The sequence below is a fragment of the Isoptericola jiangsuensis genome, from assembly GCF_002563715.1.
GTDB classification, from domain to species: Bacteria; Actinomycetota; Actinomycetes; order Actinomycetales; family Cellulomonadaceae; genus Isoptericola; species Isoptericola jiangsuensis.
Map to the genome: position 1 here is coordinate 3420580 of NZ_PDJJ01000001.1, position 12546 is coordinate 3433125.

Consider the following 12546-nt stretch of genomic DNA (forward strand, 5'->3'; position numbering starts at 1 on the left):
CGCGCGTGGTGCGTCACTCGTCCGCGGGCTCCTCGGAGGCCGAGGGCTCGGGGGACGCCTCGGCCGTCGCGCCGGACTGCACGGCCGCGAGGAGGGCGCCCGGGGTGCCCCACTGCTCGAAGCGGGTGCCCTCGACCAGCACGGTCGGGGTGCCGAAGGTGCCGCCGGAGTTGACCAGCGACTCGTCGGAGGTGGCGTCGTTCGTCAGCGAGTACGTGTACTGCCCGAACGTGGAACGCGCCGTGCCGTCGGCGATGGCGTCGGCGACGTCCGCCGGGACGCCCGCGCCCTCGGCGATCGCCGCGAGCTCCTCGTTGTCGAGGCCGGGCGAGTTCTCCTCCGGCTGGTTCGCGAAGAGCGCGTTGTGGAAGGCGAAGAACTGCTCGGGGGCGCGGTCGGCCACCCAGTAGGCGGCGGACGCGGCGCGCGTCGAGTAGTCGGTGCCGCGGGAGAGGCGGTCGAGGATCGCGACCGGGGTGACGACGACCGTCGCCTCGCCGTCGGCGAGCATGGCCTCGATGTCGGCCGCGTTGGTGTCCTCGAACTGGCCGCACACGGGGCACATGTAGTCGAGGTAGACGTCGATGACGGGAGCGCCGTCGTTCTCGGTGCCGGCCACGAGGTCGGAGCCCAGCGAGATGCCGGCGCCCTCGACCGCGGTCGACGGCACGGAGGTGACCTCAGCCAGCGGGATGTCGTCGACAGTGGACTTGCTCGCCTCGTTCCACAGGATGAACCCGGCGACGACGACGAGCGCGATGATCGCGGCGCCGAGGGCGCTGAAGACGACGACGCGGCTGCGCTTGTCGCGCTTGGCCTGGGCCTGCTGGCGGGCGAGGGCTTCGGCGCGCGCCGCCTCGCGGCGCTCGGCCTTGCTCTGGTTGGACATCTGCGTGACGGCCCTTCGGGTCGGTGGTACGAAGCGGATCCGGCGGTCAGCCTACCGTCGGGTCGCCCGTCGACCTGAGCGCGGGCAGGTGCTGCTGCCCGCACCGACACCGTGGTCGCGCGCGACGCGCGACAGGCTAGGAACGTCCCCTGTGAGGAACCTGGGAGTCAGAAGAACGACGGGGGGCCGTCCATCGGCCACCAGTGGATCTCGTGCGGCTCGGTGAAGATCGCGCCCATGAGCAGCCACGCCCCGACCAGGCACACCAGCACGACGACGGCCGCCCCCACCAGGCCCGGTGCGAGGTTGTTGAGGATGCGGCGCGCGCCGTCCCGCGCCGTGCGGCCCGCCGGCCCGAACCACGTGCACAGCACCGCCAGCACCATCGACACGGCGAGCACGGCGGCGAACACCGTCGGCTCGTTGCGCCCGCCGACCGAGCGGGACTCGACGTCCCCCAGGGGCGCCACGATCCAGTTGCCGTCGCCGAACAGCCAGTAGCCGCCCATCATCGCGAGCAGGCCCACGCAGCCGCCCACCAGCGCCGCCGGGATGATCCCCAGCGCCCCGACCACCGCGTGGTACGGGAACAGCAGCACCGCCACCCAGCCGTCCGACCGGCGCACCCCGTGCAGCTCGCGCCGCTCGTGGAACCGCTGCCCGGACGTCCCCACGATCCGGCAGAGCACCGTCACGCCGCAGAACACGCCGAACGCGACCAGCGGGTAGACGGCGGCGAGCACGACGAACGGCAGCCCGAGCGCCAGCACGGTGCCCCAGCGCCGCCGGTGCGCGGGCGCGACGTACGGTCCCGCCGGGACCTGCGGGACCTCGTCCGCGGGCGGTGGCGACTCCTCGGTGATCTCGTCGTAGGTGCGGTACCGGGCCGCGCCCACCGGCACCGACGTCGTGCCGCCGTCCTGCGCCTGCGCGCGGTCCCGCTCCAGCGCCGTCATCACCGCGGTCTCGTCGGCCGCGGCCACGGGCACCGACGGCGGGGGCGGCACCGGCGCGGTGCGCTCGGCCGCGGTCGGGTCGGGCACCACCCCGACCACCTGGGTCGCCCCGGCGTCGACCGGGCTGGCGACGTCCGCCGTCGTGTCCGGGCCGGACGCGTCCGCACCCGACGCCGCCGCCGCACCGGCCACCGCGGCCGTCGCCGCACCCGCCGCCACGACGATCCGCTGCGTGGCCTGCGGGTCCACGGACGCACCCGCGTCGTCGACGTCGGCGTCCGCCAGGTCGCGGCTGATCGCCCGCACCACCTCGGTCGGGCCCCACCGCCGGGCCGGGTCGGCCTGGAGGGCGCCCGCGAGCGCCTGCGCCGTCCGCGCGGGCACGCCGACGAGGTCCGCGCGACCCTCGCGGGAGCGGCGCAGCACGAGGTCGGTGGGACGCACCCCGAACGGGGAGCGGCCGGTCGCGGCGAACGCGAGCAGCGCGGCCCAGCTCCACCAGTCGGACTCGGGGACGGGGTCGGCGCCGTCGAGCAGCTCGGGCGCGATGTAGCCCGGCGTGCCCATGACGAAGCCCGTCATCGTGGCGCGGGCGTCACCGGGGCTCTGCGCGATCCCGAAGTCGATGAGGCTGGGGCCCTCCGGCGTCACCATGACGTTCGACGGCTTGAGGTCGCGGTGCACGACGCCGGACGCGTGGACGGACTCCAGGGCGTCGGCGAGCTGGTCGGCCAGGGAGTACAGGTCGGCGAGGTCGAGCGGCCCGCGGGCGTCGACCTCCTCCTCCAGGGTGAGGCCGTCCACGAGCTCGGTGACGACGAACGCGTGCGACCCCTCGAACTCGGCGTCGAGGACCTGCGCGACGGCGGGGTGGCGGAGGCGCTGCAGGGCGGCGACCTCGCGGCGCAGCCGCTGACGACCGACGGGGTTGGCGTCGACGTGCGCGTGCAGCACCTTCAGCGCGACCCGGTGCCCGCCGCCGTCGACGGCCTCGTAGACGGCACCCATGGCGCCGCGACCCAGGACGGACACGACGGTGTAGCCGCCGACGTCGGTCCCGGGCACCAGGGTGCCGTCCGCGCCGCCCGCGGGCGCACCCGCCGCCATCACCTGCGCGTCGTCGCCCGTTCTCATGGCCCACACCGTAGCGCCGAGGCCCCGTCGTCGCGTGCCGGGGCAGGTCCGCGCGGGTCGTTGCGCGGCGGGATCCCGCGCCGCGACGCCGTTGTGATCCTCGTCGCCGACCGCGCGGGTGCTCGGGCACCTCGGTATGGTTCGCGAAGGATGCCCCGCCCGGCGCGGAGGGCACCGCGCCACAATCTGAGGAGAGTGCACCCTTGGCAGGTCAGGACTCGGCAAGCACCGGAGCCGACGGCTCGGAGGGGTACGACCTCGTCGTCGTCGCCAACCGGCTCCCCGTCGACTTCTCCGTGGGCGACGACGGCCAGGTGGACTGGCAGCGGTCCCCCGGCGGGCTGGTCACGGCCCTGGAGCCGGTCATGCGGGAGGCCGACGGGGCGTGGGTCGGCTGGTCGGGCGCACCGGACCTGGCGCACGAGCCGTTCGAGGCGGACGGGATGCTGCTGGTCCCCGTCACGCTGTCGGCGGCGGAGATCGAGCGGTACTACGAGGGGTTCTCGAACGACACCCTGTGGCCGCTGTACCACGACGTCATCGCGCCGCCGACGTACCACCGGCAGTGGTTCGACGCGTACCGGCGGGTCAACCAGCGGTTCGCGGAGGCGGCGGCCGCGCAGGCCGCGCACGGCGGGGTCGTGTGGGTGCACGACTACCAGCTGCAGCTGGTGCCGAAGATGCTGCGCGACCTGCGCCCGGACCTGCGCATCGGGTTCTTCGACCACATCCCGTTCCCCGCGGTCGAGCTGTTCCAGCAGCTCCCGTGGCGCAAGCAGATCATCGAAGGGCTGCTCGGGGCGGACCTCGTCGGGTTCCAGCGCGGCGGCGACGCGTCGAACTTCCTGCGCTCCGTGCGTCGGCTGACGGACCACACGACGCGCGGCTCGATCGTGACGACGCTCGACGAGAACGGTCGGCCCGGCCGGCGCGTCCGCGCCGCCGCCTTCCCCATCTCCATCGACACGCACCACTTCGACCAGCTCGCCCGCAGCCCCGAGATCGAGGCACGCGCCAAGGAGATCCGCGCGGACCTCGGCGACCCCGACGTCATGATGCTGGGCGTCGACCGCCTCGACTACACCAAGGGCATCCGGCACCGCATCAAGGCGTACGGCGAGATCCTCCAGGACGGCCGGCTCGACGTCGAGCACGCGACGCTCGTCCAGGTCGCCAGCCCGAGCCGCGAGAACGTGGGCGCCTACCAGGACCTGCGCGACGACGTCGAGGTGCTCGTGGGCCGCATCAACGGCGAGTTCGGCGAGCTGGGGCACTCCGCCATCCACTACCTGCACCACTCCTACCCGCCGGAGGAGATGGCCGCGCTCTACCTCGCGGCCGACGTCATGCTCGTGACGTCGCTGCGCGACGGCATGAACCTCGTCGCCAAGGAGTACATCGCGGCCCGCCACGACCTCGGCGGCGTGCTGGTGCTCAGCGAGTTCACGGGCGCCGCGGACGAGCTCGCGCCCGGACCCCTGCTGGTCAACCCGCACGACATCGACGGGATGAAGGACATCATCGTCGCGGCCGCGAACATGGACCACCGCGAGAAGCGCCGCCGCATGCGCAACCTGCGGCGCAAGGTCATGGCCGACGACGTCGCGAAGTGGTCGAAGGCGTTCCTCGGCGTCCTCACGGCCGTGCCGTCCCGGGACACGTATGTCTGAGCTGGACCCGACCCTCGCCGACGCCCTCGCGTCGTTCGGGGCGGACGACGCCGTGCTGCTCGTCGCCCTCGACTTCGACGGCACCCTCGCCCCCCTCGTGGACGACCCGACGACGTCCACGATGACCCCGGCGGCCCGCGACGCCGTCGACACCCTCGCCACGACGACCGCGGACCACGTGCTGCTCGCGTTCGTGTCCGGCCGGGACCTGGACGACCTGGCGCTGCGCGCCGAGCCGCCCGTCGGCTCCTACCTGGTGGGCAGCCACGGTGCGCAGACGGGTCACGCCACCGCCGACGGCCTGGAGGCCGTGCCGCTGGAGCTGACCGCCGAGCAGGCCGAGGCGCTGGCGACCCTGCGGCACGACCTCGACGCGGCGGTCGAGGGGCGCGACGGCGCCTGGGTGCAGCACAAGCCCAGCGCGGTGGTCCTGCACACCCGCCAGGCGGGCACCGAGGACACCCACGCCGCGATCGCCGCGGCCGACGCCGCCGCCGCGCGACTCGGCCTGGAGGCCATGCACGGCAAGGACGTCGTCGAGATCGCCGTCGTGCACACCTCCAAGGGGCTGGCCCTCGACCGGCTGCGCGACGTCGTCGCGCACGACGTCCCCGGACCCGACGGCGCCACGCGCCGCGTGCGCGTGCTGTACGCCGGCGACGACACGACCGACGAGACCGCGTTCGCGGTGCTGCGGCCCGGCGACGTCGGGATCAAGGTCGGGCACGGCGACACCGTCGCCGCGCACCGCGTCGCCGACGCCGACGACGTCGCCACCGTCCTGCGCCACCTCGTCACCGCGACCGCGGCCCCGTGACCAGCACGGTGACGTGAGCGACGTCACCGCCATGTACTATCGAGCGCGGGCCGTCCCGGGAAGATCCGGACCGGCCCGGACAACAGAATGTGTCGCCGCCGACACGCCAGTCGTGAACGCAGCACACCCGACCACAACGGATCGTCCGGCACGTACCTGCCGGTGGAGAGGGATACATCATGGCTTCGGTCACCTTTGACCACGCGACCCGCGTCTACCCGGGCACCGAGCGTCCCGCCGTGGACCAGCTCAACCTGCAGGTCGAGGACGGCGAGTTCCTCGTCCTCGTCGGCCCGTCCGGCTGCGGCAAGTCGACCTCGCTCCGCATGCTCGCGGGCCTCGAGGACGTCAACGGCGGACACATCTACATCGGCGACCGCGACGTCACGGACGTCCAGCCGAAGGACCGCGACATCGCGATGGTCTTCCAGAACTACGCGCTCTACCCCCACATGTCCGTCGCGGACAACATGGGCTTCGCGCTGAAGATCGCCGGCACCCCCAAGGCCGAGATCCGCCAGCGCGTCGAGGAGGCCGCGAAGATCCTCGACCTCACCGAGTACCTCGACCGCAAGCCGAAGGCCCTCTCCGGTGGCCAGCGCCAGCGCGTCGCCATGGGCCGCGCCATCGTGCGTCAGCCGCAGGTGTTCCTCATGGACGAGCCGCTGTCGAACCTCGACGCCAAGCTCCGCGTCCAGACCCGCACCCAGATCGCGTCGCTCCAGCGTCGTCTCGGCGTCACCACCGTGTACGTCACCCACGACCAGACCGAGGCGCTCACCATGGGTGACCGCATCGCCGTCCTCAAGGACGGTCTGCTGCAGCAGGTCGGCACCCCCCGCGAGATGTACGACACCCCGGCGAACGTCTTCGTCGCGGGCTTCATCGGCTCGCCCGCCATGAACGTCGGCACGTTCGACGTCCGCGACGGCCGCGCCGTCGTCGGCCACGCCGCCGTCCCGCTGGAGCGCGACGTCGTCTCCCAGCTCACCGACGCCGACGGCGGCAAGGTCACGATCGGTTTCCGCCCCGAGGCGCTCGACGTCGTCTCCGCCGGCACCCCCGACGCCCTCCAGGTCGAGGTCAACCTCGTCGAGGAACTCGGCTCCGACGCGTTCGTCTACGGCTCCCTCAAGGCCGACGGCGCCGCCGGCGAGCTGCACTCCGGCTCGTCCGACCAGGTCATCGTGCGCATCGACCCGCGCAACGTCCCCCTCAAGGGCGACACGATCAACGTCACCATCAAGCCGGGCCAGGAGCACGTCTTCTCCGCCGCCACCGGCAACCGCCTCTGACACAGGCACCCGGGGCGTGAGCCCCGCACGACACGGGGCGGGTCCGGCAGCAGCCGGGCCCGCCCCCTCGCCGTCTAGGCTGGGAACCACGCCCACCCGCCGTGGGCATGACATCTGCCGTCGACACCCCGTCACCCGCAGCAGAGATCACACCCCCACGTGGACCGGAGGATCGGTGGACAGGCTCCAGATCACCTCGGCGACGCCCAACTCGGCGCTGCTCGACCTGCCCTGGCGGATGCCGCTCGCCCAGTGGCCCACCGACGTCCTCGCCGCGCTCCCCCGCGGCATCTCCCGCCACGTCGTCCGGTTCGTGCGCCTCGACGGCAAGGTCCTCGCCATCAAGGAGATCAGCGAGGACGTCGCCTTCCGCGAGTACGCGATGCTGCGCCAGCTCCGCAAGCTCGAGGTGCCGTCCGTCCGCCCCATCGGCGTCGTCACCGGCCGCGTCTCCGACACCGGCGAGCACCTCGAGGCCGCGCTCGTCACCGAGCACCTCGCGTTCTCCCTGCCCTACCGGTCCGTGTTCAGCCAGTGGCTGCAGACCTCCACCGCCGACCGCCTCATCGACGCCCTCGCCGTCCTCATGGTCCGCCTGCACCTCGTCGGCTTCTACTGGGGCGACGTCTCCCTGTCCAACACCCTGTTCCGCCGCGACGCCGAGCAGTTCGCCGCCTACCTCGTCGACGCCGAGACCGGCCAGCTGCACCGCGAGCTCACCCGCGGCCAGCGCGAGTACGACCTCGACCTCGCCCGCACCAACATCATCGGCGAGCTCATGGACCTCGCCGCCGGCGAGCTCCTCGACGACGAGATCGACGAGGTCGCCGTCGGCGACGCCCTCGTCGCCCGCTACGGCGAGCTGTGGCGGGCCCTCACCGGCGTCGAGGCGTTCGGCTCCGACGAACGGTGGCGCGTCGCCGCCCGCATCGACCGCCTCAACGAGCTCGGCTTCGACGTCGGCGAGCTGTCCATCACCACCGACATCGACGGCACCACCGTGCAGATCCAGCCCAAGGTCGTCGACGCCGGGCACCACGCCCGCCGCCTGCTGAAGATCACCGGCCTCGACGTCCAGGACAACCAGGCCCGCCGCCTCCTCAACGACCTCGACTCCTACCGCGCCGCCACCGACCGGCAGGAGGACGACGAGCAGATCGTCGCGCAGGACTGGCTGCAGAACGTCTTCCAGCCCACCATCCGGGCCGTCCCCCGCGAGCTGCGCCGCAAGCTCGAGCCCGCGCAGCTCTACCACGAGATCCTCGACCACCGGTGGTTCATCTCCGAGCAGGCCCAGCGCGACGTCCCCATGGCCGAGACCGTCGCCTCCTACGTCGAGAACGTCCTGCAGTACCGCCCCGACGAGAAGGCCATCCTCGGCATCGCCCCGGGCGAGGAACCCGAGGAAGGCCCGGAGGCCGACTACTTCCACTACGCCGCCACCGACCCGGCCGAGCCCGACTCCCACTGACCGCGACTCAGCGCGAAGTCACGCGAGTCAGCGCGGGGTCACGCGGGGTCGGGGTGAGGCGCGCACGGTCGCGTTCACGGGCCCCAGGGGGCCCTCCACTTCGGGATTGACGACCGTGCGCGCCTCACCCCGACCCCGCGCTCAGTTCCGTGCCCTGCTCGCGCGCGCCGACGACGTCGTCGACCACCCGACGCACGACCGACACCAGCCGCGAGCCGAACGCCCTCGCCGACCCGGCGCGACGCACGCTGACTCGCGGGAGCCGACGCTGACCGGACGAAGACCGCGCTGACTCGCGTGAACCTGCGCTGACTCGCGGGCGCCAGCGCTGACTCGCGTGAACGTGCGACTCGCGGGCGCCAGCGCTGACTCGCGTGAACGTGCGCTGACTCGCGGGAACCGACGCTGACTGGACGAAGACTGCGCTGACTCGCGGAGATCTGCGCTGACTCGCGGAGCGTCCGCACGACGCGAGCCGACGACGAAGGCCGGGGTCGGGGTGGCCGGGCACGGTCGTCCGACCCGAAGTGGAGGGCCCCCTGGGGCCCGTGAACGCGACCGTGCCCGGCCACCCCGACCCCGGACGCAACCAGCCGGCGCCGACCCGAGCGGGCCGGCGCCGGCTCGGCGGAGGCTGCGCTGGGTCGTCAGTCGGTGGCAGCGGCCGCGCGCGCCTGGGAGACCTCGTAGAGGGTGATGCCCGCGGCGACGCCGGCGTTCAGCGACTCGACGGACGAGGAGATCGGGATGGACGCGACGGCGTCGCAGGCCTCGCGGACGAGGCGGGACAGGCCCTTGCCCTCGGAGCCGACGACCACGACCAGGGGGTCGGTGGAGAAGGCGAGGTCGCGGACGGTGGTGTCGCCGCCGGCGTCGAGGCCGACGACGAACAGGCCGGCCTTCTTGAGGTCGGCGAGGGTGCGCGCGAGGTTGGTCTCCTTGGCGACGGGGACGCGGGCGGCGGCCCCGGCGGACACCTTCCAGGCGGACGCGGTGACGGACGCGGTGCGCCGCGAGGGCACGAGCACGCCGTGGGCACCGAACGCGCCGGCGGAGCGGAGGACGGCACCGAGGTTGCGCGGGTCGGTGACGGAGTCGAGCGCGATGATGAGTGGCGCCTCGTCGGCCGCGGCGGCGGCGTCGAGCAGGTCGTCGACGGTGGCGTACTCGTAGGGCGGCACCTCCATGGCGACGCCCTGGTGCACGGACCCTTCGGTGAGCTGGTCGAGGGCGCCGCGGGACGACTCGAGGAGGCGCACGCCCTGGATGGACGCGAGCTCGAGGATCTCGCGGGTGCGGTCGTCGTGCTCGATGCGCTCGGCCATGTGGACGGCGGTGGCGGGCACCTCGGAGCGGAGGGCCTCGACGACGGCGTTGCGGCCGGCGACGACCTCGGCGCCGCCGGTGGCGCGGCGGGTGCCGCGGGCGACGCCCTTGCGGGCGTTGGTGCCCGCTTCGGCGGCGCGCCGCTTCTCCGCGGCGACCTTGCGCTTGTGGGCGGGGTGGTAGGTGCGGTCCTCGGCCTTGGGCGTGGGTCCCTTGCCCTCGAGGGCGCGGCGGTTCTTCCCACCGGTACCGGCGGTGGCGCTCTTCTTGGCGCCACCCTTGCGTGTGGCGCCCTGGCGCTGCGAGTTGCCGGCCATGTCATTCCCCCTTCGAGTCGGCCAGCGCCCAGCGGGCGCCGTCCGGTGAGTCCTGCACGACGACGCCGGCCGCGGTGAGGCGGTCTCGGATGGCGTCGCTCGTGGCCCAGTCCTTGGCGGCGCGGGCGGCGGCCCGCGCGTCGAGCTCGGCGCGCACGAGCGAGTCGAGCGCGGCGTCGGCACGGTTGTCGGTGGTGGCGGTCCAGTGCGGGTCGGCCGGGTCGAGCCCGAGCACGTCGAGCATGCCGCGCAGCGCGACGAGCGCGGCGCGTGCCGCGTCGTCGTCGCCGGCGGCGAGCGCGGTGTTCCCGGCGCGGAGCGTCTCGTGGACGACGGCGAGCGCGGCGGGGACGTTGAGGTCGTCGTCCATGGCGGTGGTGAACGCGTCGGGCAGCACGGTGGTGCGCACCTCGTCGAGGGTGACGGGGGTGACGCGTTCGGCGGCGCGGGCGACGAAGCCGGAGAGGCGCTCCCAGGTGGCGCGCGCCTCGTCGAGGGTGTCGGGGCCCCACTCGAGCATGGACCGGTACTGCACGGCGGCGAGGGCGTAGCGCACGGCGGCGGCGGGGGCGTGCGCGAGGAGCTCGTGCGCGGCCAGCCCGTTGCCGAGCGACTTGCTCATCTTGACGCCCTGCTGGGTGACCCACGCGGAGTGCATCCAGCGGTCGGCGAACCCGTACCCGGCGGCGCGGGACTGCGCCTGCTCGTTCTCGTGGTGGGGGAAGCGCAGGTCGAGGCCGCCGCCGTGGATGTCGAAGGCGTCGCCGAGGTAGCGCTGCGCCATGGCGGAGCACTCGAGGTGCCAGCCGGGCCGGCCGCGCCCGTAGGGGCTGTCCCAGGACGCGGTGGCGGGCTCGCCGTCGCGCGGGGCCTTCCACAGGGCGAAGTCGTGGGGGTCCTTCTTCTCTCCGGCGACGGCGTCGTCGGTCGACTCGGGGTTGAGATCGTCGAGGCGCTGGCGGGTGAGGGACCCGTAGCCGGACCAGGAGCGGACGTCGAACCAGACGTTGCCGGGGCCGGTGGCGTAGGCGTGGCCGCGCTCGACGAGCCGGTCCATGAGCGCGATCATCTGCGGCATGTGCTGGGTGGCGCGCGGCTCGTAGGTGGGCGGCAGGACGCCGAGCGCGTCGTAGGCGGCGGCGAACTCCCGCTCGTACAGCGCGGCGTGCGCCCACCACTCGCGGCCGGCGTCGGCGGCCTTCGCGAGGATCTTGTCGTCGATGTCGGTGATGTTGCGGATGAGGGTGACGTCGAGGCCGGAGCGCACGAGCCAGCGGCGCAGGACGTCGAACGCGACGACGGGGCGGAGGTGGCCGACGTGGGGCGCGGACTGCACGGTGGCGCCGCAGACGTAGATGCCGACCTTGCCCGGGGTGCGGGGGACGAGCTCGCGCACGGTGCGCGTGGCGGTGTCATACAGGTGCAAGGTCACCGGTCAAGCGTACCGGCCGGGCCCCGTCCGACCTCCCGGAACCGGTCAGCCGAAGGTGTGTCCCTCGCCGCGGTACGTCGGGACGACGTCGACGACCTCGTCGCCGCGCACGAGATGGACGACGGCGAAGCGTTCCATGAGCTCGCCGGCCTTGGCGTGCCGGAACCACACGCGGTCGCCGATGTCGAGGGGGCGTCCGTCGCGGCGGCGGTGCAGGGGGGTCTGGACCTCGCCGGCGGCCTCGCGGCGGGTGAGGGACCAGCCGGGGGTGACGAGGCGGGGCAGGCGGCTGGTGCCGGCGGGGCCGGAGGCGACGTAGCCGCCGCCGAACGCGGTGGCCCAGTCGGGTGCGGGGGTGCGGACGACGTCGAGCCCGAAGTAGGCGGCGGGTCGCGGGACGAAGGACCGGAAGCGGTCGAACGTGCCGGGGACGAACAGGCCGGAGCCGGCGGTGACCTCGGTGACGCCGGGTCCGGCGGCGGAGGTCTCCAGGGAGCCGGTGCCGCCGGCGTTGACGAGCTCGACGTCGCGGCCGAGGGTGGCGTGCAGGGCGTCGAGGACGGCGCGGCGTCGCCGGTCGACGTCGGGCACGGAGAACGCCTTGACGACCCGGTTGACGGGGGTGTCGGGGATGCCGGCGACCTGGGCCTCGTACGTCATGAGTCCGCGCACGTGCACGCCGTCGCGGTCGGCGAGGGCGGCGAGGTGCGCGACCTGCGCGGGGGTGCGCAGCGGGGACCGGCGGGTGCCGAGGTGGGCGCGGCCGACGCGCAGCGACGCGTCGACGTCGAGGCAGACGGCGACGTCGGGTCCGGGTGCGGCGGCGGCGAGCGCGGTGCGCAGCAGGGCGACGTGCGCGGCGTCGTCGGCCATGAGGGTGATCTCGCGGCGGGCGCGCGGGTCGGCGGCGAGGCGGGCGAGGGCGTCGCGGTCGACCGTGGGGTAGCCGACGAGGACGTCAGCGACGCCCTGCTCGACGAGCCACAGCGCCTCGGCCAGCGTGAACGCCATGACGCCGCGGAACCCGGCGTCGAGACCCCGCTCGACGAGGGAGCGCACGCGCACGGACTTCGCGGCGAGGCGGACGGGTGTCCCGGCGGCGCGGCGCAGGAGGTCGGCGGCGTTGGCGTCGAAGGCGTCGAGGTCGACGACGGCAACGGGACCGGGGACGCCGGCGGTGGCCCGGGTGAGCCGGTTCGTCGTCATGGCGGCACCGTACACCGGCCCGGGGAGGTGGCA

General features: G+C 73.8%; 9 protein-coding genes. 4 read left to right on the forward strand and 5 right to left on the reverse strand.

Annotated features, from left to right (window positions below):
• Positions 1–13: 13 nt before the first annotated feature.
• The gene (locus tag ATJ88_RS15375) at positions 14–889 is read right to left on the reverse strand and encodes a DsbA family protein (protein WP_098464579.1); all 876 of its coding nucleotides are present in this window, start codon (positions 887–889) and stop codon (positions 14–16) included.
• Between the two features lie 167 nt (positions 890–1056).
• The gene (locus ATJ88_RS15380; protein ID WP_098464580.1) at positions 1057–2979 is read right to left on the reverse strand and encodes a protein kinase domain-containing protein; all 1923 of its coding nucleotides are present in this window, start codon (positions 2977–2979) and stop codon (positions 1057–1059) included.
• 203 nt (positions 2980–3182) lie between these two features.
• On the opposite strand from ATJ88_RS15380, the gene ATJ88_RS15385 reads away from it, so the two are divergent.
• The 4 genes from ATJ88_RS15385 (at position 3183) to ATJ88_RS15400 (ending at position 8232) form a co-directional block, all read left to right on the forward strand.
• The gene (locus ATJ88_RS15385; RefSeq protein WP_098464581.1) at positions 3183–4649 is read left to right on the forward strand and encodes an alpha,alpha-trehalose-phosphate synthase (UDP-forming); all 1467 of its coding nucleotides are present in this window, start codon (positions 3183–3185) and stop codon (positions 4647–4649) included.
• Positions 4642–5466: a trehalose-phosphatase gene (otsB, locus tag ATJ88_RS15390; protein ID WP_098464582.1), complete on the forward strand. Its 825-nt coding sequence runs from the start codon at positions 4642–4644 to the stop codon at positions 5464–5466. The genes ATJ88_RS15385 and otsB overlap by 8 nt, the downstream gene beginning before the upstream one ends.
• A gap of 179 nt (positions 5467–5645) precedes the next feature.
• Positions 5646–6761: an ABC transporter ATP-binding protein gene (locus tag ATJ88_RS15395; RefSeq protein WP_098464583.1), complete on the forward strand. Its 1116-nt coding sequence runs from the start codon at positions 5646–5648 to the stop codon at positions 6759–6761.
• A gap of 175 nt (positions 6762–6936) precedes the next feature.
• Positions 6937–8232: a DUF4032 domain-containing protein gene (locus ATJ88_RS15400; protein WP_245852479.1), complete on the forward strand. Its 1296-nt coding sequence runs from the start codon at positions 6937–6939 to the stop codon at positions 8230–8232.
• A 647-nt stretch (positions 8233–8879) separates the two neighbouring features.
• Here ATJ88_RS15400 and rlmB read toward each other — a convergent pair.
• From rlmB to ATJ88_RS15415, 3 genes are read right to left on the reverse strand one after another with little or no spacing between them, the layout of a single operon-like run.
• The gene (gene rlmB / locus ATJ88_RS15405; RefSeq protein ID WP_098464584.1) at positions 8880–9875 is read right to left on the reverse strand and encodes a 23S rRNA (guanosine(2251)-2'-O)-methyltransferase RlmB; all 996 of its coding nucleotides are present in this window, start codon (positions 9873–9875) and stop codon (positions 8880–8882) included.
• 1 nt (position 9876) lies between these two features.
• On the reverse strand, positions 9877–11307 hold the full coding sequence (gene cysS / locus ATJ88_RS15410; RefSeq protein ID WP_098464585.1) for a cysteine--tRNA ligase: 1431 nt from the start codon (positions 11305–11307) through the stop codon (positions 9877–9879).
• 45 nt (positions 11308–11352) lie between these two features.
• Entirely contained in the window at positions 11353–12513 is a 1161-nt protein-coding gene (locus ATJ88_RS15415; RefSeq protein WP_098465406.1) for an alanine racemase, read from the reverse strand.
• Positions 12514–12546: the final 33 nt, after the last annotated feature.